Genomic DNA, 19,434 nt, shown 5'->3' on the forward strand with positions numbered 1-19,434 from the left:
CGCCTTACCGCTTGCTGGCCTGTCGCAACGACCGCTCGCGTTCCATCGCTGCTACCTGCTTGGGCAGGTTGCCTTGCGCGCAGGCCTCGGCCAGCCGCCGCCGCTCCTGCCAGGGCTCCACCACGTTCATCCAGAGCTCGCGCGCGCCCATGATGGAGATGGCGAGGCCGAACGGGATCACGAAATAGAGGATGCGGAAGACCAGCAGGGTCGCCAGAAGCTGCTCGCGGCCGAATTCGGGCAGCGCGACCAGCATGGCGACATCGAACACGCCGATCGAGCCGGGCGCGTGGCTGGCAAAGCCGATCAGCGTCGCCAGGATGAACACCACCGCCAGCGACATGAAGTCGATCGACGGATTGGCCGGCATCAGCAGGTACATCGCCGTCGCGCAGAAGCCGAGATCGACCACGCCGATCAGGATCTGGACCAGCGTCAGCGGCGCCGAGGGCAGCACCACCTTCCAGCCCTTCTGGCCGAGCTCGCGGCGCTTCTCGCCCATGCAGAGCCAGACCAGATAGGCGCCAATCGAGGCGAGGCCGCCGAGCCCGATCAGCCGGTTGATCGACGACGGCAGTTGATCCATCGATGAGGCGGCATCCGGATGGATGACCATGCCGATCGAGAGCACGAAGATGTTACCGAGCCAGAAGGTCAGGCCTGACAGGAAGCAGATCTTCGCGACGTCGATCGCGTTCAGCCCGTAGTCCGAATAGATCCGGAAGCGGATCGCGCCGCCGGTAAAAACGGTGGCGCCGATGTTGTGGCCGATCGAATAGGACGTGAAGCTGGAGAGTGCTGCGATGCGATAGGGCACATGCTTCTTGCCGATCGTTCGCAGTGCAAAATAGTCGTAGAAGGTCAGCGTACAGAACGCGAAGACGACGCAGATCGCCGCCAGCCCGATATTCCCGCGGGGAATCTCGGTCAACGCGGTCAGGATGACGCCGGTATCGATGTCCTTGAGGGTGCGCGCAAGCGTGGTGATCGCGAAGGCGATGATGAAGACGCTCGCGGCAACACCGAGCCGTCGCCAGCCGATCCATCTCTTGAAGCCGCGCTTCAGCGCGGGCAGCAGTCCGTGCATTCATCCTCCCGGCGGGGGGCAAGACCGATCGGCCAGACATTGACCGGTCGGGCGCGATCACTGCCCGAAATGGGCTTCGACCGCTAGGCATGTTGTAGCTCATTTAAGGCAAAAACAGCGACTTGTGCAGCCCTTGACAACGATAGGTTCTGCGTTCGACCGATAGGTTCTGCGGTGGACCGCCGCTTTTGTCATATGTGGTTCATATCGGGCGCGCGTTAAGCATATGAGTCGGGGCACCTGCCCGGAACGCGCGTCCGCATCTTGACATGATTTCGTGTCCGCCCGCAGTCGGCATTGTTCCAGCGCAAGCGATGCGAGCTTTTTTGGAACGTCGGTACCGTGCGCTGGTTAGCGCTCCATCAGCAATCGAACATGGCGGAATCATCGGCTTTTCGTGCGAGCCGACGCCTCCGTGTTCCCGAAACCGAGAGGATCGGAACGATGGGACTGTTCACAAAAGATATCAAAACCATGAACGACCTGTTCATGCACCAGCTTCAGGACATCTATTATGCCGAGCAGCAGCTCACCAAGGCGCTGCCGAAAATGGCAGATAAGGCCACCGATCCGCAGTTGAAGCAGGGCTTTTTGACGCACCTCGAAGAAACCAAGCAGCACGTCAAGCGGCTCGAGGAAGTATTCAAGATGCACGGCACGCAGGTGAAGGCGGTCGACTGCCCGGCCATCGACGGCATCATCGAGGAAGCCGACGAGACCGCCGGTGAAGTCGCCGACAAGGCGGTGCTGGACGCCGCCCTGATCAACGCGGCCCAGGCCGCGGAGCATTACGAGATCGTCCGCTACGGCAGCCTGATCGCCTGGGCCAAACAGCTCGGCCGCAACGACTGCGCCACCGTGCTCGCCAAGACGCTGGAAGAAGAGAAGGCGACCGACAGGAAGCTGACCGCGCTCGCCGAGAGCAAGGTGAACCTGCGCGCGGCGAGCTAGGACCGGGCGTAGCTGCGAAAAAGGCGTCGCGCGGTCATCCGCGCGGCGTTCGCATTTGACGCATCCATAATACGATCATTGTCGAAGCATGAATGCGGGCTGGAAGCGTATGTTTCGCATGGGGCTGCAACCGAGGTGGCAGCATGCGAGCCAGCACCATCAAATATGAACCTCTCGACAACGGAGCCGGCGCGCAGCGTGCCGGCTCGCGCCTTGCGACCTCCCTCACGCTTGCCGCGATGAGCCTCGGCTATGGCGTGGTGCAACTCGACGTCACCATCGTCAACACCGCGCTCGACGCGATGGGTAAAACGCTCGGCGGCGGCGTCGCTGAGCTGCAATGGGTGGTCAGCGCCTACACCATCGCCTTTGCCGCCTTCATTCTGACCGCAGGTGCGCTCGGCGACCGCATCGGCGCCAAGCGCATCTTCATGGCGGGGTTCGCAATCTTCACCGCGGCCTCGCTCGCCTGCGCGCTGTCGCCCAACGCCATCGTGCTGATCGCAGCACGGCTGGTCCAGGGGCTGGCGGCGGCGATCCTGGTGCCGAATTCCCTGGCGCTGCTCAATCATGCCTATGCGGACGACCGCGAGCGTGGCCGTGCCGTGGCGGTCTGGGCCGCCGGAGCGAGCCTGGCGCTGACTGCCGGTCCCTTCGTCGGCGGCGCGCTGATCACGCTGGTTGGCTGGCGCGCGATCTTCCTGGTTAACCTGCCGATCGGTCTTGCCGGCTTGTGGCTGAGCTGGCGCTACGCCAGCGAGACCACGCGGTCGCGCTCGCGCGAGATCGATCTGCCGGGACAGCTCGCCGCGATCGGTGCGTTGGGCGCGCTCGCCGGCGCGATCATCGAAGCTGGTGCGTTCGGCTGGAGCCATCCAGCCGTGATCGCAGCATTCGTTGCCTCAGCCGCATTCGCGGTGCTCTTCGTCTGGCGCGAGAGCCGCACCGTGCAGCCGATGCTGCCGCTGTCGCTGTTCAGTCACCGGCTGTTTACCCTGACCACGATCGTCGGCCTCCTCGTCAACATCGCGATCTACGGCCTGATCTTCGTGCTGAGCCTGTATTTCCAGAGGATCAACGGGCTGTCGGCCTGGTGGACCGGGCTTGCCTTCGTGCCGATGATGGGCGCGGTGTTGCCGCTCAACCTGCTGGCGCCGCGTCTGGCCGAGCGCATCGGCTCGTGCCCGACCATCGTGGTCGGCGCCTGTATCTCGGCGCTCGGCTGTCTCGGGCTGCTCTGGACCGAAGCCGGGACCAGCTACTGGGCGATCTTTGCGCAGATGATCGCGATCAGCGGCGGACTTGGCCTGCTGGTGCCGCCGCTGACCTCCACCTTGCTCGGCAGCATCGACAAGGCGCGCTCCGGCATTGCCGCCGGCGTCCTGAACGCGACGCGGCAGACCGGCAGCGTGCTCGGCGTCGCGCTGTTCGGCTCGCTGGTGGCCTCGGACAGTGCATTCATGACGGGCCTTCACCAGTCGCTAATCATATCGGCGGCCGTCCTGCTGCTCACCGCCGCCGTGATCGGCCTCGGCGCAAATGCACCTGACGCAAGGGCGCAAGGGCGCTCAATGTGAGCGATCCCACACATTCTATGTTCACCATTCCCGAAACCGGCACATAGCCGGTTACCGACTGTCCATCTCTGCCGGTTCTAGTGCGGTTGGAATAGGGACCGGCAATGTATCAAGTTCTTTACTGCCTGACGGATCAGCATGATTGGCGACTGGTCGCACTCGGCGGAGCGGTATGTCTGCTCGCCAGCGCGGCGGCGATCAGCCTGTTCCACCGCGCGCGTGCGGCGCGCGGGGGAGCTCGCGTATCGTGGGTCGCGCTTGATGCCGTCGTCGCCGGCGGCGGCATCTGGGCAACCCATTTCATCGCGATGCAGGCTTACGGGCCTGGTGCGGGCGGCGCTTACAACATTCCGTTGACGGTCCTGTCGCTGATCTTCGCGATCGCGGTCACCTTCATCGGGCTGAGCATCTCGGTGTCGGTGACGCGGGCGGGCCTGGTTGCGCTCGGCGGCGCCGTCGTTGGTGGCGGCGTTGCCGCCATGCATTACACCGGCATGATGGCGCTCGAGATTCCCGCGCACATCGGCTGGACGACCGGCACAGTGACGGTCTCGATCATCCTCGGCATCGTTCTCGGGTCGCTTGCCCTGGTGGTTGCGGGGCGCCGCGACAGCCTTGCGGGCGCGCTCGGCGCGACGGTGCTGCTGACGCTTGCCATCGTCTCACATCATTTCACCGCCATGGGCGCCGTGGAGCTGACGCCGGATCCTGCGGTCGTGATCAGTGGCCTGTCGATCCCGCCGGCCTCATTGTCGATCCTCACCGCCAGCGCCGCCGCTGCGATCATCGCGATCGCGCTCGCGGCGGCTCTGCTCGACCGCCGCGCCAAGGGCGAACTGGGACGCCAGCAGGTCGTGCTGGATACCGCGCTCGAGAACATGTCGCAGGGACTGTGCATGTTCGATGCGGACGGCAAGATCCAGCTCTTCAACGAGCGCTACGCGGCGCTGCTCGGCCGCACCGACATTCCGCTCGCCGGCCGCCTGCTCGTCGACGTGTTGCGGGAAGAGCAGGCCAAGGGCCAGTGGCAGGGCGATGCGGGCGAATTCTTCGCGCGCCTCGTGGCCGACGCGCGCGAGGGCCGCACGACCAGCCAGGTCGTCACCCGGTTCGGTCGCTCCATCCGCGTCGTCAACCAGCCGATGCAGGGCGGCGGCTGGGTCGCGACTTTCGAGGACATCACCGAATGGCTGGAGGCGCAGGCCAAGATCTCGCACATGGCGCGCCATGACGCGCTGACCAATCTGCCGAACCGCGTGCTGTTCCACGAGCAGCTCGAGCAGGGACTGGGCCGGGCGAAGTCGGGCGACCAGCTCGCGGTGCTGTGCCTCGATCTCGATCACTTCAAGGACGTCAACGACTCGCTCGGCCATCCCATCGGCGATGCGCTGCTCAAGGAAGTCGGTCGCAGGCTGAAGGCCACTGTCGGCGCGAGCGACACCGTGGCGCGGCTCGGTGGCGACGAGTTCGCCGTGGTCCAGATCGGGCGCTCCGAGGAAGCCGCGGCGCGAGCCCTTGCCGGCCGCCTCGTCGAGGTGATCTCTGCGCCTTACGAGATCGACGACCATCAGATCGTGATCGGCGTCTCGATCGGCATCTCGCTGTCGCCGCAGGACAGCGACAATCCGGACGAGCTGTTGAAGAACGCCGACCTCGCGCTGTACCGCGCCAAGGCGGACGGCCGCGGCACCTATCGCTTCTTCGAGACCGGCATGGATGCGCGTGCGCAGGCGCGGCGGCTGCTGGAGATGGACTTGCGGGCGGCGTTGCTGCGCGACGAGTTCGAGGCGTACTACCAGCCGATCCGCGACGTCGCCAGCGGTCGCGTCGTCGCCTTCGAGGCGCTGTTGCGCTGGAACCATCCGCAGCGCGGCCTGATCGCCCCCATCAACTTCATCCCGGTGGCCGAGGAGACCGGCCTCATCGTCCAGCTCGGCGAGTTCGTGCTGCGCAGCGCCTGCAGTGACGCCGCCACCTGGCCGGACGACGTCGATGTCGCCGTCAACCTGTCGCCGGTGCAGTTCAAGAGTCCGAACCTGATCGCATCCGTGACCGATGCGCTGGCAGCCTCAGGGCTCGCGGCGCGGCGGCTCGAGCTCGAGATCACCGAATCGGTGCTGCTCCAGAACAGCGAGGCGACGCTGACCACCCTGCACGAGCTGCGGGCCATGGGCGTGCGGATCTCGCTCGACGATTTCGGCACCGGCTATTCGTCGCTGAGCTACCTGCGCAGCTTCCCGTTCGACAAGATCAAGATCGACCGCTCCTTCGTGTCGGAGCTTGCGACGCGCGAGGATTCCATGGCGATCATCCGCGCCGTGACCGGCCTCGGGCGCAGCCTCGGCATCGTCACCACGGCGGAAGGCGTCGAGAACGACGCGCAGCTCGAGCTGCTGCGGCGCGAGGGCTGCACCCAGGCGCAGGGCTATCTTTTCAGCAAGCCGCGGCCCGCATCCGATGTCGCGTTGATGCTGAACCGGCCGCGGCTGCTCGCCTCGGCCTGATGTCTAGCCGCGGCGCAGCGCGAAATGCGCGCCGCAAAACGCCATCACGGCGCCAAGACATAGCGCGGCGAGCCCGGCGAGCACGCCCGAGACGGACGGGATCGGGCTCGGCGCCGAGGCCACCTGGCCCGCACCGGCAAGCAGCAGCACGCCGACCGCGATCAGGAACTGCCGCATCCGCTGCGGGATCTGTCCGGAGACGGCGCTCTGCATCAATGTCGCCGTGAAATAGCCGCCGGAGAAACCCACCGTGGCAATCAGCCACCAGGCGATCGCTGCGCCCGCGGGTATGAATTCGTGCGTGTCGGAATGCCAGAGCCCGCCGAGGTCGAGCCCGTAGCGCGCGCCCAGCATGTGCACCGCGAGCGCGAGCAGCACTCCGGAGATCACGGCGGCGCCGAGAATCAGGCGGCGCGGAAAAAAGGTCGTCTCAGCCATGCCCCGCTTGTAGGATGGGCGAGGGCGATCGCGCAAGCCGATCGCAGGCGGGATTGCGCGGACGGGATTGATTGTGGGGATACAGGTTTCGGGAGCGCAAGGCCCGTCGGTCACGAGCTACGCCTACAAGGCGTCGCTGATCGGCTCGGCGCATCGTTTCGAGCTGACGGACGAGGGCCTGTCCTGGCACATCGCCGGCCGCTCCGGCCTGTGGCGCTATGACGAGATCTCGGCGATCCGGCTGTCGTTTCGCCCGGTGTCGATGCAGCAGCACCGCTTTCGCGCCGATGTCAGCCACACCGGCGGCGGCCGCATCAGGATCCTGTCGACGAGCTGGCAGACCGCGGCGTTAATGGCGCCGCAGGACAACGGTTTTCGCGATTTCATCATCGAACTGCACGCACGTATGGCGCAAGCCGGCAGCCGCGCCGAATTGACCGCAGGCCTCGGCCGCAAGACCTATGCGGCGGTGCTGGCCTTCCTGGCGGTGCTGACGGTGGCGATGACGGGGCTGCTGATCCGCGCGCTCCTGATCGGCGAATTCGCCGGCGCCCTCTTCATCATCGGTTTTGCCGCGCTGTTCGCCTGGCAGGTCGGCGGCTTCGTGCGGCGCAACCAGCCGCACAGCTACAGTTTTGATCGTGTGCCGAAGGCGTTGCTGCCCTAGGTGCAATCGGCCGCAATCAAACGTGACTTCGTGCCCCTGCGCCGGTGTCGCATCGTGCTGTCATGCCAACCATGGATCGCAACAGGCAGCAGCCTACAGCGGATGAGATCGTCGAAATCAACCGTACGCATCTGATCGATACGCCGCTCCGGCCGGCCGATCTGTTGTTCATGTTCGGCACCCGCGAGGACGTTGGCTTGCGCGCCGACACCGCCGCGAGGCTGTGGCGCGAGGGCCTTTTCCGCTGGTCGATTGTCAGCGGTGGTGTGACGCCGGGCTCGGAGCAATCTGAGTGCACCATCATCAAGGCAGCGATGGTCGCGGCCGGCATTCCGGCGGACCTCATCCTCGAGGAACATCGCGCAATGAACACCGGCGAGAACGTGATCTTCTCGCTGCCGATCATTGATGCAGCGCTTGGACTGCGAAACATCCGGAGCGTGATCTGCCTCGGCAACACCTGGACGGCGCGCCGCTACCCGATGACGCTGCACCGGCACTGGCCTGACGTCGAGAAGATGCTGCTCACCGTCGACAGCTTTGCGACGCCGCGCGCGCTCTGGCACACCAATGTCGAGTTTCGCCGGCGTGTCCTGCACGAATGGGACAAGATCGAGCCGTACAAGGCGAGGGGCTTTATCGCGGAATGGCCGGCGACCTGAGCGGCGAAGGGCCGGATCTTTGTTGCGACGCGTTTTCGAACCGGTATCACTTCGCTCGCAACGCTCTCGCTTACTCCGTCGAGTCGAAATCCTCTTCCTTGGTGCCGAGCAGCGACACGAGTGTGCGCAGGCCGGAATCGAGCTGCTCGAGCGAGGGCGGGGCGAGCGCGAGCCGCACCGCGTTCGGTGCATGTCCGTGCGCAATTGCAAACGTCGAGGATGGCGTCAGTGCGATGCCGCGCCGGGCTGCTGCGGCGACGAAGGTCTGCGAGCGCCAGTGTGGCGGCAGCGTCAGCCACAAATGATAGGAACGGGCGTCGGCCGCGATCTGGTAGCCGGCAAGCAGCCTTGCCGCGGTCTGCTGCCGGCGCGCAGCGTCGATCCGTTTCAGCCGCGTCAGCTCGGCGACGGTGCCGTCGGCCATCAGCCGCTGCCCGGACGCCAGCGCGTGGCCCGAGGCGATCCAGCCGCCGGTCCGGACCGCGCTCATCACGCTCTCGCGCAGATGCGGCGGGGTCACGAGGATGCCGAGCGCGAGGCCCGGTGCGACCTTCTTGGACAGGCTGTCGATCACGATGCAACGGTCCGGCCCGAGCGCTGCCAGCGGTGTGTCGTCGGCGAGGAAGCCGTAGACGGCGTCCTCGATGATGGTGAGATCGAGCTTCTCGGCAACGCGCATGATGTCGGCGCGCCGCGTCGCGTTCATGGTGACGCCGAGCGGGTTCTGGATGATGGGCTGGAGATACAGCGCCGACAGATGCGCTTCGCGATGCGCTTTCTGGATCGCATCGGGCCGTGCGCCGTATTCGTCCATCGGAATCGGGACCAGCGTCACGCCGAGCCGCGCCGCGATGCTCTTGACGTAAGGGTAGGTCAGCGCCTCGACGCCGCAGCGGCCGCCGGTGGGAACGAGGGCGGCGAGCGCGGCGGCGAGCGACTGCTTGCCGTTGGCGGTGAAGACGATCTGCTCGGCCTGCGGCGTGAAATCCTTGCGCGCGAGATAGGCGACGGCCGCATTGCGCGCGCTCTTGGTGCCGGTGCTTGTCGAGACGCGCAGGGCGGATTCGAGCGCGTCGACGCGCTCGAGCCCGGCAAGGCTCTTGGCGATCATCGCCCATTGCTGCGGCAATAACGGATAATTGACCTCGAAATCGATCCGCGCGTCGCGCGGCTCGCTCAACGCCTCGACCTCGCGCTTGATGTCGCCGGAGATGAACGTGCCGCGGCCGACCTCGCCGACGACGAGCCCGCGGCGAAGCAACTCCGTATAAACCCGGCTCGCGGTCGAGACCGCGATGCCGCGGTCATAGGCAAAGTTGCGCTGTGGCGGCAGCCGGTCGCCGGGCCTTAACGTGCCTTTAGTGATATCGGCCGCAATGGCATCGGCAAGCTTCACGTATTCGAACTTGGACATTATTGCACCGAGAGCAATGTTTTACTTGCTCCGAGTAGTGTACTGGAGCATTTAAGTTCCATCAAGTTCCGCGATTGAGCCGAGGAGAGCGAGAGCAATCCGATGGCAAATGAGGTGCAGGCGCTCACAGCGTCCGCGCCAACGGCACCTGCTTCGCTGCGCGGACAATAGGCCGGAGAAGAAAAATGACCACGATCTCGCAAACTGCCGGGCGGAGTTTACGCCCATCCTCGTCGGGCGGATTTTTCAGCACGCTCGCCAACGCCGCCCATGCGCTGTTCGATCGCCTGGAGCGCCGCTCTGCCGTCAAGACGCTGAACGAGCTCGACGACCACGCCTTGCGCGACATCGGGATCACGCGCAGCCAGATCGAGGACGCCGTCTACGGGCAGTTCAAGGCCGAGCTGACGCGGTATCTGTGAGTTTGTTCGGCCGCCACGCCCGCAAGTCCGGGCGTGGTGACAATGCCTCCGCGTCGTCATTGCGAGCGGAGCGAAGCAATCCAGACTGCCACCGCGGAAAGACTCTGGATTGCTTCGCTCCGCTCGCAATGACAGCGTTTGTTGTGGAGCTCAGTGCCTGACCACCAGCACCGAGCACTTGGCGTAGCGCACGACGTGCCCGGCGTTGGAGCCGAGGAAATAGGTGCGCATCGCCGGCCGGTGCGAGGTCATCACGATCAGGTCGGCCTTCATGTGCATGGCCTCCTCCAGGATCTCATGATAGATGCCGCCCTGTCGCACCACGCTGGAAATGCGCCCCGTCTCGATGCCTGACTCCCGCGCGACGATGGCGAGCGCTTCCTCGGAGGTCTGGCGCTGCTGCTCGTCGAAATCGGCCGGGACGTATTCGGCGAGCATCACCGGCGTCATCGGCAGCACGTTGAGCAGTCGTATCGATCCGCTCCAGGTCTGCGACAGCGTTATCGCGGTCGCGAGCGCCGGCTTGGCCAGATCGGTGTCGGCGAGGTCGATGGGCACGAGGATGGACTTGAACATCTGCGCCTCCCAATTGACCAAGCTGGGATCAACCGGTCGAGACGGCGCGCCCCGCGCGTCTCAACCCGATCGAAGCAGCTTGGGGCTGACGAACAGCACCAGTTTGCCGCGGCGGTAGGCCACGTCACCCCAATCCTTGACGTCAAAGTCGAAGATCGCAAGCCCCGACGTGGGCAGATTGTGAGCGAGCGCCTTGGCGCCGGCCGGATCGCCGCCGCCCATCAGCATCAGCGCGGCCTCGTGCATGCCGGGATTGTGGCCCACCAGCAGCAACTGCTTCGGGTTGGCCGGAACGGTTGCAGTGCGAATGGATTCCAGGATCTGGGCGGGATCGGCGCCGTAGAGTTCGGGCAGGACCTCCACCTGCGGCGCTGCGACGCGGTCCTTCATCGTCTCCCAGGCAATGTCCCAGGTCTGCCGGGCCCGGACGGCATGCGACACCAGCACGGCCTTGGGGAAGGGGGGATGGGTGGCGAGCCAATCCCCGATCTGCGCGGCGTCCTTGTGGCCGCGGTCGTCGAGGCGACGATCCTGGTCACGGCCGCTCGGCGCGTCAGTCTCGGTCTTGGCGTGACGCAGCAGCATCAAACGGCGCATGGCATTCTCGAATCGTTACGCGTCCAGAATAATCTACAGGCGCCGGTTGAGGACAAGGTGACAAGGGCCCGATCGGTCCTTTAAGGAAACGACATGAGCGAGACTTTCACAAGCGTGTCCCAGGAAGAAGCCGGCTTTCGTGAACGCACGCGACTGTCGTTTGATCTCGATGCCGACATCTGCGTGATCGGGGCCGGGCTTGCCGGGCTCTCCATCGCGCTGGAGGCAGCCCGGCTCGGAGCCAGCGTCGCGGTGCTCGAGGGCCGCCATGTCGGCTGGAACGCCTCCGGAAACCAGCTCGGCACCGTGATGCCGGGCTTTGCGCTGCCGCTCGCCGATTTGATCGAGCGCATCGGCTTCGAGGACGCGCGCGAATTGTGGACGCTGGCGAAGGAGGGCGCCGAGTTCGTCCGGGCCAACGCCACCGAAGAGAACATGCCCGGCATTGGCCCGAGCGATGGCGTGCTGGAGGTCTCCAACGTCGATGCCGGCGACCGGCTGATCAGCCGGTTGCAGATGCTCCACGAGGATTTCGACACGGAGGTCGAGGGCTGGCAGGTGGATCGCGTCCGCGAGGCGCTCAAGACCGACCGCTACTTCCACGGCGTCTATTATCCCCGGGCATTCCAGCTCGACGGCCGCAAATATGTGCACGGCCTCGCAACGCTGGCGCGGCGGGCGGGAGCGCGCATCTTCGAGGATACGCCGGTCGTCAGCATCGATCATTCCGGCATCCGCAAGCGCATCGTCACGCCCTCGGCGCGGCTGCGCGCCACCCACATCGTGCTTGCCGGCAACATCCACCTCGGCGCGCCCTTGAGGCGCCTGTCAGAGACGCTGCTGCCGGTCTGGCGCTATGCCGGGATTACCGCGCCGCTCGGCGAGCGCGTGCACGAGATCGTGGCGTTCAAGGGATCGGTGATGGATTCCGACGGGGTCGACCATTTCCGTGTCGTCGATGGCGACCGCCTGATGTGGGAAAGCCCCGAGACCACCTGGGCCGCGCGTCCGCAGCGCTTTGCGGGCGCGGTCAGGCGGCGGATCAGATCGATTTTCCCCCAGTTCGGCGATGTCGAGATTACCGACATGTTCGGCGGCGCCACCGGCCAGACCGTGCACGGCATGCCGCAGATCGGCCAGCTGCGCAAAGGCCTGTGGGTGGCGAGCGGATTCGGCCGCCAGGGCATGAACACCTCGGCCATGGCCGGGCAGCTGATCGCGCGCAGCATTTTGTGGGGCGACGAGCGCTGGCGGCTGTTCTCGCCATTCGAGCTGGTCTGGGCGGGCGGCACGACCGGGCGGGTCGCGGGCCAATTGGTGGGAGTTTGGGGCAGGGCGAGTTCCGCCGCCGCAGGCTCGCTCGCCCGCTACCGCGAGCGTGCGCGGGTCAAGGACCGGGAACGCGAGGCGCGCCTCGCTGAAGCCAACCGGGCCGCCGGCACTGGTCCTCGCCGTCCGCCGCCCAGCGTCCGGCCGCAGCCGGCCCCTCCGCCGAAACCTGTGGCCGAGGATGTGGAACCGGCCTCGTAGGACCAGGGTGTCTCGCGATAAGTTGAGAAAAACCCCGCCCGGACGTGTAACGTCGGCCGTTAGAGCCCGTATCTCAGAGCGTGGACTCCCCCGCGCACGGAGAATCAGATGTTTGACCGCCGCATCCTGCTGACAACTGTTGCCGGCCTGTTCGGCCTTTCGGCCTTCCGCTGGTTGAGAGGAACGCCCGCCGAGGCTGGAGAGAAGGCCGCGCAAAAATTCGAGATCGAGAAGACGGACGCCGAGTGGCGCGCCCAGCTCACGCCGCAGCAATATGAAATCCTCCGCAAGGAGGGCACCGAAAGGCCGGGCTCCAGCCCGCTGCTCAAGGAACACCGCAAGGGCATCTTCGCCTGCGCCGGCTGCGACCTGCCGCTGTTCTCGTCCGAGACCAAGTTCGAGAGCGGCACGGGTTGGCCGAGCTTCTACCAGCCGATCGAAGGCAATGTCGGCAAGACCGAGGACCGCACCTTCGGCATGGTGCGCACCGAAGTGCATTGCCGGCGCTGCGGCGGCCATCTCGGCCACGTCTTCGACGACGGTCCGAAGCCGACCGGATTGCGCTATTGCATCGACGGTTTCGGGCTGGTCTTCCACCCGGCCGCCGCGTCGGCAACGTAGGTCTCGCTGGAGACATTCCGGAGCGAAGCGTGAGCATCGAATCCGGAATCTCGAGCTTCTCAGGTGCGCAATTGCGCACCTGAGTTCGGTGCTGCGGGCCGCCCCGGAATGACCCGATGCCCCGGCAATTGTTGCCGGCCCGGCAATTGTGCCCCGGTCATCGGACCGGGGCCTTCCCATTCAAGTCATTGATTTCCTGAGAATACCCGCATTGGCATAGCCCTTGCGACTGTCTCTTCCGACTGCGGCCATGGTCGACCGGCCGCCGAGATCGGATCTGGAGACAAAGTTATGGGTATCTTCGATGCAATGAACACCTCGGTGGGTGGCCTGCAGGCGCAGTCCTACGCGCTGCAGAACATTTCAGGCAACATCGCGAACTCATCCACCACCGGTTACAAGGGCATCGGCACCAGCTTCGTCGATCTCATCCCCGACGCCTCGGTCCCGAGCAAGCAGGTCGCGGGCGGTGTGACGGCGAACGCCAAGGCGACCATCACCACCCAGGGTACGATCTCGTCCTCCTCCGTCGCGACCAACATGGCGATCACCGGCGACGGCTTCTTCTCGATCCAGAAGGCGACTAACGTCGTCGACAACTTGCCGCAGTTCAGCGGCGTCACCTACTACACCCGCCGCGGCGACTTCCAGCTCAATTCCAACGGCAATCTCGTCAATGGCGCCGGCTACTACCTGATGGGCGTCACGGTCGACCCCAAGACCGGCAACCCGACCGGCAATGTGGCGTCCGTCCTGAAATTCCAGAACAACTTCATCCCGGCACAGGCGACAACCTCGATCCAGTACGCCGCGAACCTGCCGAGCGTGCCGAACACGGGGGCGAGCTCGACCGCGGCGAGCGGCACGCTGCTGGCGGCCGGCGGCCTGAACCCGTCCGATTTCGCCGCCAACCCGCTGATCGTCGGCACGCCGCCGCCGCCTTATTCGAATGCGACGGTCTCCGGCGCGGCGGCCACCGGCAATCTGCGCTCGGCCTATACGGCGACGACTGCGACCGGCACGGTGGCGCTGCAGGACAACGCTTCGGCGGTGGCAACTGGCAGCACGTCTCTCGATGCGGGCTTGGCCACGCATCTCAACACCAGCCTTCTCACCAACCTGGCCGGCAAGTCGTTGACGGTCAACGGCCAAACAATCAACTTCGACAACACCGTCTCGGGCGTTTCGACGGTTGCGGGCCCCCCGGCGGTCACTACGATTGGTCTGAAGTCGCCCACCAGCGCACTGATGTCGGATGTCCTCAGCGCGATCGCGTCTGGAGCCGGCGTTCCCGCCTCCAGCGTGACTATGAATGCCAGCGGCAACATCCAGATCACGTCCAGCACCACGGCCGACGTGACGATCGGCGGCACTGCGGCAGGATTGCTCGGCGTCAGCAGCGTGACGCGCGGCGGTAACGTGCTGTCCACTCCCGCGATTACGAGTGGTACACAGCTCGGCGGCACCGCGACGCCCGGCGGGGCGGAAGTCCTCTCGACGCCCTTCGTGGTCGGCAACACGATCCAGGTCAACGGCACGGGAGCTGCCAATACGATCACCTTCGTGGCCTCCGGCGCTACCCCTCCGAACCAGATCAACATCACCGACTCCATAGCGACTCTGCTCAGCCAGATCGACACGCTCAGCGGTGCGAGCGGTTCTTCGATCAGCAACGGCGTGATCACCCTGAATACCGGTATCGCCAATCCCACCTTGACGGTGACGAGCCCCAACAACAGCAGCGCCTTCGCCGCGCTCGGCTTCACGTCGTCCATCTCCAAGAACCGCGGCGGTGGCGGCACTGCCGGCACCGGCGGCGTGATCGGCAACGACATCGCCACGTTCACCAAGGAATCGATCAGCGGCGGTGCGGTCACCGCCTACAACGCCGCGGGCACGCCGGTGAACCTGCAGCTGCGTTGGGCCAAGACCGACAGCGTCTCGCTGGGCACCGGCCATTCCGACACCTGGAACCTGTTCTACCAGACCGATCCGAATGCGACCGGCACGACGGTCGGCTGGGTCAACACCGGGCAGGCCTTCACCTTTGCCAGCGACGGCTCGCTGACCTCGCCGAGCGGATCGGGCATCACCATCAACAACGTCAGCGTCGGCGGCCAGTCGCTCGGCTCGGTCGCCTTCAACATGTCCTCGGGCGGGCTGACGCAATATGCCAGCACCAGCGGCGCGGTGACGATCAACACCATCACGCAGAACGGCTACGCCGCCGGTCAGCTCCGCTCGGTTGCCGTCAACAACAGCGGCCTCGTGGTCGGCACCTTCTCCAACGGCCAGAACCTCAACCTCGCCCAGGTGACGCTGTCGCACTTCAACGGCACCAATTACCTCAAGGCCCTCGACGGCGGCGCCTACGCCGCGACCGAACAGTCGGGCACAGCGATCGACGGCGCGTCGGGCAGCATCAGCGGCTCGTCGCTGGAAGGCTCGAACACCGACATCGCCGACGAATTCACCAAGCTGATCGTGACCCAGCAGGCCTATTCGGCCAACACCAAGGTGATCACGACAGCGAATTCGATGGTGCAGGATCTCTTGAACGTGTTGCGCTGATCGGCGCGTGACGTAACCAAAGGCGGCTAGTGATATGGGTTTGAGTTCAGCCCTCGCCAGTGCGATGAGCGGTCTGCGTGCCAACCAGGCCGCGCTCTCGATCGTCTCCTCGAACGTCGCCAACTCGCAGACGCCGGGTTACGTCGTCCAGAGGCCGAACCAGATCGAGGTCACCACCGGCGATTTCGGCTCGACGGCGATGACGACCGGCGTCAGCCGGGAGCTCGACACCTTTGTGCAGAACCAGCTGCGCACCGAGACCGGCGGCAGCGGTTACGCCGACCAGATGGCTAACATCCTGAAGCAGCTTCAGAGTGTCTACGGCACGCCCGGCAACAGCGGCACGCTCGAAACCGCGCTGAACAAATTCACCACGGCGTTGCAGGCGCTGTCGACCAGCGCCGGCTCGTCGTCGGCGCAGACGGTTGCCCTAGGTGCGGCGCAGGCGTTGGCGAAGCAGCTCAATGTCACCACCAACGGCATCCAGTCGCTGCGCTCCAACGTCGAGCAGGATCTCGGCACGTCGGCACAGCAGGCCAACGCGGCGATGCAGCAGGTCGCCGACATCAACACCAAGCTTCAGGGCTTGTCGGCAAACGACCCATCCGCCGCGACGCTGATGGACCAGCGCGACCAGGCCATCAACACGCTGTCGAAATATGTCGACGTTCGCGTCACAACCGACGGTTCGAACCAGGCCAATATCTACACCACGACAGGCGTCCAGCTGGTCGGCGCCGGGCTCGCCTCGCAATTCACCTTTGCCTCCGCCGGCGCGCTGTCGGCGACCTCGCTCTACAACGCCGACCCGGCCAAGTCCGGCGTCGGCGCGCTCAACATCAAGCTGCCGAACGGGTCGCAGGTCGACGTCGTCGCCAACAACGTGGTCTCCTCCGGCCAGATCGCGGCTGATCTCAAGCTGCGCGACCAGACGCTGGTGCAGGCGCAGAACCAGATCGACCAGCTCGCCGCGACGATGTCGAGCGCGCTGTCGGACAAGACCACGGCCGGCAGCACGGTCTCGGGCCCGCCGGCCGGATTCGATCTCGACCTTGCCGGTGCGCAGCCGGGCAATACGGTCAACATCACCTACAAAGACACGGCGACCAACACCCAGCGCCAGATCACGCTCGTCAACGTGACCGACCCGGCGGCGCTGCCGCTCCAGAACGCCACCAATGCCAACCCGATGCGGGTGGGCGTCAATTTCTCCGGCGGCATGAATGCGATCGCCGCTGCGCTCAACACCGCGCTCTCAGGCTCGCACCTGACGTTCTCCGCCGCTCCGTCGCCGGCGACGGCCACGACGCTGCGGGTCACCGATGACAATACCGGCCTTGCCAACGTCAATTCCGCCTCGACCACCAAGACGATCTCGTCGCTGACCTCGGGCAGCCCGCAGCTGGCGGTGTTCACCGACGGCGGGCAGGCGCTCTACACCGGTGCGATCACCGCCTCGGGCTCGCAGATGACCGGCCTTGCCGGGCGCATCGCCGTGAACACGCAGCTGGTCAGCGATCCCACGCGGCTGTCCGTCTACAACACCTCGCCGGTGACGCCGGCCGGCGATACCACGCGCTCGGACTATCTCTATTCGCAGCTCACCAATGCGGTGTTTTCCTATTCGCCGACGACCGGCCTCGGCTCGGCGAACCAGCCCTTCACCGGCAGCGTCTCGAACTACCTCCAGCAGTTCCTGAGCGTCCAGGCCAACGCCTCGACCCAGGCCACCCAGCTCCAGCAGGGCCAGAGCGTCGTGGTCTCGACGCTCCAGGCCAAGTTCGACTCGACCTCCAGCGTCAATCTGGACTCGGAGATGTCGAACCTGATCCAGCTTCAGAATGCCTATGCCGCCAACGCCCACGTCATGTCGGTGGTGCAGAGCATGATGAACACGTTGATCCAGGCTCAAGTGTAACCAGTACAGGGTTCTGAAAGATGTCGATCAGCAGCATCAACTACTCTTCGTCGGTCCTCGGCGCGCAGATCCGCAACATCAATCAGCAGCTTACCGACCTGTCGACGCAGCTCGCAACCGGCAAGCTGTCGCAGAACTATTCCGGGATGGGCACCAACGAGGGCTTTGCGATCGCCGGGCGTTCGCAGCTCTCCAACATCGCCGCCTATACCGACACGATCACGAACGTGAACGTGAACATCAACCTCGCCAATACCGCGCTCCAGTCGCTCACGACGATCCGCAACACGGTGCAGACCGGCTCCGCAAGCACCGCGCAGGATCTCAACGTCAACGGACAGACCGTCGCGCAGAACACAGCCGCTTCGCAGTTCGGCTCGATGGTCGGCGTTCTCAACACGCAGTCGGGCAACCGCTATCTGTTCTCCGGGACGGCGTTCAACACGCAGTCGGTTGCCAATGCCGGCGACATCATCAACGGCACGACCACGCAGGCGGGCTTCAAGACCGTCATGGCGGAACGCCAGGCCGCCGACCTCGGTGCCAACGGCATGGGACGGCTGGTGCAGACGCAACCGACGCCGAGCTCGGTGCGGGTATCCGAGGACGTCGCCGGATCGCCGTTCGGAATGAAGATCGCGGCGGTGTCCTCGACGCTGACGGGTGCGACGGTCACCGGCCCGAGCGGCTCGCCGGTGTCGTTCTCGGTCGATCTCAACGGCCTCAACCCGAACGACGGCGACAAGCTGAGCGTCCAGTTCACGCTGCCGGACGGCACCACCGGGCAGGTCGACCTGACCGGGTCCTCGGCCACGCCGACGCCGATCGGCAGCTTCGCGATTGACGCGACGACTCCCGGCAACACCGCCACGAATCTCAACACGGCATTGAACACCGCGATCACGAAGCTCGCCAACACCTCGCTTGTCGCGGCATCCGCGATCACGGCCGGCGACAATTTCTTCAACACTGCAAGCTCCGCGATCGGTGCGCCCGCCAACAACCAGGCGGCACCGCCGGCGCCGGTCAGCGGAGCAACGGCGCTGTCCGGCGCGAGCCCCTCGAACTCGATCTCGCCGGGCTTCGCCGCCGGCGACACCATCACCGTGAACGGCACCACGCTGACCTTCGTCAATACGGGCGCGACCGGCAACCAGCTCAATGTCGGCGACAGCATCCAGACGCTGATGAGCAAGATCGACCAGATCACGGGCACGTCGAAGCCTTCGACGGTGCATGGCGGCTCGATCACGATCAACACGGACGACGCGGCGAGCCTCAACATCACGACCTCAAACACGGGCGCCCTCAACGCGCTCGGTTTCGGCTCGACGCCGGTCACCGCGACGCAGCCGCCATTGCGCGTCGGTTCTTCACCGGCGAGTTCGGCGACGACGCTGGTCAACGGCTCGGCCAATACCGTGAAATGGTACACCGGCAATGACGGGCCCGGCTCGCCGCGCTCCACGGCGATGGCGCGAGTCGATGATTCAGTGACGGTGCAATATGGCGCGCAGGCCAACGAGGACGCGATCCGCCAGCAATTGCAGGCGATCGCCGTGTTCGGGACGTTCTCGACCTCGCCGACCAGCCAGTATGCGGGCGGGCAGGTCTCCGCGCTGAGCCTGCGGGTGACGCAGTCGCTGACGAAGCAGCCCGGCCAGCAGCACATCGAGGACATCCAGACGGACCTCGCGATGGCCCAGAACACGATGAAGGACGCAGGCACGCGCCAGACCCAGGCCAAGGCGCAGCTCCAGTCCATCATCGACCAGGCGGAATCGGCCTCGCCGGATCAGGTGGCGAGCGAGCTCCTGTCGCTCCAGAACGCGCTTCAGGCGTCCTACCAGGTTACCTCGAAGCTCGCACAGCTCTCGCTCGTCAAGTTCCTGTAACGGC

16 protein-coding genes are annotated in these 19,434 nt (G+C 65.4%); 11 read left to right on the forward strand and 5 right to left on the reverse strand.

Annotated features, from left to right (window positions below):
- Positions 1–4: 4 nt before the first annotated feature.
- Positions 5–1,087, reverse strand: coding sequence for a lysylphosphatidylglycerol synthase transmembrane domain-containing protein (locus AB7G19_RS14605; RefSeq protein WP_063982249.1), 1,083 nt, complete (start codon positions 1,085–1,087; stop codon positions 5–7).
- Between the two features lie 444 nt (positions 1,088–1,531).
- Between AB7G19_RS14605 and AB7G19_RS14610 the strand changes: the two genes are divergently transcribed.
- The 3 genes from AB7G19_RS14610 to AB7G19_RS14620 all read left to right on the forward strand — a co-directional run bounded on the left by AB7G19_RS14610 (position 1,532) and on the right by AB7G19_RS14620 (position 6,119).
- Positions 1,532–2,038, forward strand: coding sequence for a YciE/YciF ferroxidase family protein (locus tag AB7G19_RS14610; protein ID WP_439035215.1), 507 nt, complete (start codon positions 1,532–1,534; stop codon positions 2,036–2,038).
- 143 nt (positions 2,039–2,181) lie between these two features.
- The gene (locus AB7G19_RS14615; RefSeq protein ID WP_085405883.1) at positions 2,182–3,615 is read left to right on the forward strand and encodes an MFS transporter; all 1,434 of its coding nucleotides are present in this window, start codon (positions 2,182–2,184) and stop codon (positions 3,613–3,615) included.
- Between the two features lie 104 nt (positions 3,616–3,719).
- On the forward strand, positions 3,720–6,119 hold the full coding sequence (locus tag AB7G19_RS14620; protein WP_283017056.1) for a bifunctional diguanylate cyclase/phosphodiesterase: 2,400 nt from the start codon (positions 3,720–3,722) through the stop codon (positions 6,117–6,119).
- Between the two features lie 3 nt (positions 6,120–6,122).
- Here AB7G19_RS14620 and AB7G19_RS14625 read toward each other — a convergent pair whose 3' ends face one another.
- A complete protein-coding gene (locus AB7G19_RS14625) occupies positions 6,123–6,557 on the reverse strand; it encodes a hypothetical protein (RefSeq protein WP_028158298.1) in 435 nt (144 codons plus the stop codon).
- A gap of 79 nt (positions 6,558–6,636) precedes the next feature.
- Between AB7G19_RS14625 and AB7G19_RS14630 the strand changes: the two genes are divergently transcribed.
- Entirely contained in the window at positions 6,637–7,224 is a 588-nt protein-coding gene (locus tag AB7G19_RS14630) for a hypothetical protein (protein WP_085405938.1), read from the forward strand.
- Positions 7,225–7,295: 71 nt separating this feature from the next.
- Positions 7,296–7,886: a YdcF family protein gene (locus AB7G19_RS14635; protein WP_434057416.1), complete on the forward strand. Its 591-nt coding sequence runs from the start codon at positions 7,296–7,298 to the stop codon at positions 7,884–7,886.
- 70 nt (positions 7,887–7,956) lie between these two features.
- Here the strand turns inward: AB7G19_RS14635 and AB7G19_RS14640 are convergent, their stop codons facing one another.
- A complete protein-coding gene (locus AB7G19_RS14640) occupies positions 7,957–9,300 on the reverse strand; it encodes an aminotransferase-like domain-containing protein (protein WP_014493975.1) in 1,344 nt (447 codons plus the stop codon).
- A 185-nt stretch (positions 9,301–9,485) separates the two neighbouring features.
- Between AB7G19_RS14640 and AB7G19_RS14645 the strand changes: the two genes are divergently transcribed.
- Positions 9,486–9,722 (forward strand): DUF1127 domain-containing protein, encoded by a 237-nt coding sequence (locus AB7G19_RS14645; RefSeq protein ID WP_038933822.1) that lies wholly within the window; start codon positions 9,486–9,488, stop codon positions 9,720–9,722.
- Positions 9,723–9,872: 150 nt separating this feature from the next.
- Here the strand turns inward: AB7G19_RS14645 and AB7G19_RS14650 are convergent, their stop codons facing one another.
- Both AB7G19_RS14650 and AB7G19_RS14655 read right to left on the reverse strand, forming a co-directional pair.
- Positions 9,873–10,298: a universal stress protein gene (locus AB7G19_RS14650; protein WP_071917342.1), complete on the reverse strand. Its 426-nt coding sequence runs from the start codon at positions 10,296–10,298 to the stop codon at positions 9,873–9,875.
- Positions 10,299–10,358: 60 nt separating this feature from the next.
- Positions 10,359–10,895 carry a SixA phosphatase family protein gene (locus tag AB7G19_RS14655; RefSeq protein ID WP_038956013.1) on the reverse strand — a complete coding sequence of 179 codons (537 nt, stop codon included), beginning with the start codon at positions 10,893–10,895 and terminating at the stop codon, positions 10,359–10,361.
- 93 nt (positions 10,896–10,988) lie between these two features.
- Here AB7G19_RS14655 and AB7G19_RS14660 point away from each other — a divergent pair, with 93 nt between their 5' ends.
- From AB7G19_RS14660 to AB7G19_RS14680, 5 genes are all read left to right on the forward strand, one after another.
- Entirely contained in the window at positions 10,989–12,425 is a 1,437-nt protein-coding gene (locus AB7G19_RS14660) for an NAD(P)/FAD-dependent oxidoreductase (protein ID WP_439036825.1), read from the forward strand.
- Positions 12,426–12,533: 108 nt separating this feature from the next.
- Positions 12,534–13,046, forward strand: coding sequence for a peptide-methionine (R)-S-oxide reductase MsrB (gene msrB, locus AB7G19_RS14665; protein ID WP_071912177.1), 513 nt, complete (start codon positions 12,534–12,536; stop codon positions 13,044–13,046).
- A gap of 291 nt (positions 13,047–13,337) precedes the next feature.
- Positions 13,338–15,617 carry a flagellar hook-basal body complex protein gene (locus AB7G19_RS14670; protein ID WP_441267897.1) on the forward strand — a complete coding sequence of 760 codons (2,280 nt, stop codon included), beginning with the start codon at positions 13,338–13,340 and terminating at the stop codon, positions 15,615–15,617.
- 34 nt (positions 15,618–15,651) lie between these two features.
- Positions 15,652–17,535, forward strand: coding sequence for a flagellar hook-associated protein FlgK (gene flgK / locus AB7G19_RS14675; RefSeq protein WP_441267898.1), 1,884 nt, complete (start codon positions 15,652–15,654; stop codon positions 17,533–17,535).
- A 20-nt stretch (positions 17,536–17,555) separates the two neighbouring features.
- A complete protein-coding gene (locus tag AB7G19_RS14680; protein ID WP_441267899.1) occupies positions 17,556–19,430 on the forward strand; it encodes a flagellar protein in 1,875 nt (624 codons plus the stop codon).
- The last annotated feature ends 4 nt before the right edge of the window (positions 19,431–19,434 follow it).

The sequence above is a fragment of the Bradyrhizobium sp. 215_C5_N1_1 genome, assembly GCF_052075935.1.
GTDB lineage: Bacteria > Pseudomonadota > Alphaproteobacteria > Rhizobiales > Xanthobacteraceae > Bradyrhizobium > Bradyrhizobium barranii.

Coding starts and splice junctions, on each gene's coding strand:
- AB7G19_RS14635 (WP_434057416.1), top strand. CDS start 7,296: ATGGATCGCAACAGGCAGCAGCCTACAGCGGATGAGATCGTCGAAATC.
- AB7G19_RS14640 (WP_014493975.1), bottom strand. CDS start 9,300: ATGTCCAAGTTCGAATACGTGAAGCTTGCCGATGCCATTGCGGCCGAT.
- AB7G19_RS14655 (WP_038956013.1), bottom strand. CDS start 10,895: ATGCGCCGTTTGATGCTGCTGCGTCACGCCAAGACCGAGACTGACGCG.
- AB7G19_RS14605 (WP_063982249.1), bottom strand. CDS start 1,087: ATGCACGGACTGCTGCCCGCGCTGAAGCGCGGCTTCAAGAGATGGATC.
- AB7G19_RS14620 (WP_283017056.1), top strand. CDS start 3,720: ATGTATCAAGTTCTTTACTGCCTGACGGATCAGCATGATTGGCGACTG.
- AB7G19_RS14610 (WP_439035215.1), top strand. CDS start 1,532: ATGGGACTGTTCACAAAAGATATCAAAACCATGAACGACCTGTTCATG.
- AB7G19_RS14645 (WP_038933822.1), top strand. CDS start 9,486: ATGACCACGATCTCGCAAACTGCCGGGCGGAGTTTACGCCCATCCTCG.
- flgK (WP_441267898.1), top strand. CDS start 15,652: ATGGGTTTGAGTTCAGCCCTCGCCAGTGCGATGAGCGGTCTGCGTGCC.
- AB7G19_RS14670 (WP_441267897.1), top strand. CDS start 13,338: ATGGGTATCTTCGATGCAATGAACACCTCGGTGGGTGGCCTGCAGGCG.
- AB7G19_RS14615 (WP_085405883.1), top strand. CDS start 2,182: ATGCGAGCCAGCACCATCAAATATGAACCTCTCGACAACGGAGCCGGC.
- AB7G19_RS14625 (WP_028158298.1), bottom strand. CDS start 6,557: ATGGCTGAGACGACCTTTTTTCCGCGCCGCCTGATTCTCGGCGCCGCC.
- AB7G19_RS14650 (WP_071917342.1), bottom strand. CDS start 10,298: ATGTTCAAGTCCATCCTCGTGCCCATCGACCTCGCCGACACCGATCTG.
- AB7G19_RS14680 (WP_441267899.1), top strand. CDS start 17,556: ATGTCGATCAGCAGCATCAACTACTCTTCGTCGGTCCTCGGCGCGCAG.
- AB7G19_RS14660 (WP_439036825.1), top strand. CDS start 10,989: ATGAGCGAGACTTTCACAAGCGTGTCCCAGGAAGAAGCCGGCTTTCGT.
- msrB (WP_071912177.1), top strand. CDS start 12,534: ATGTTTGACCGCCGCATCCTGCTGACAACTGTTGCCGGCCTGTTCGGC.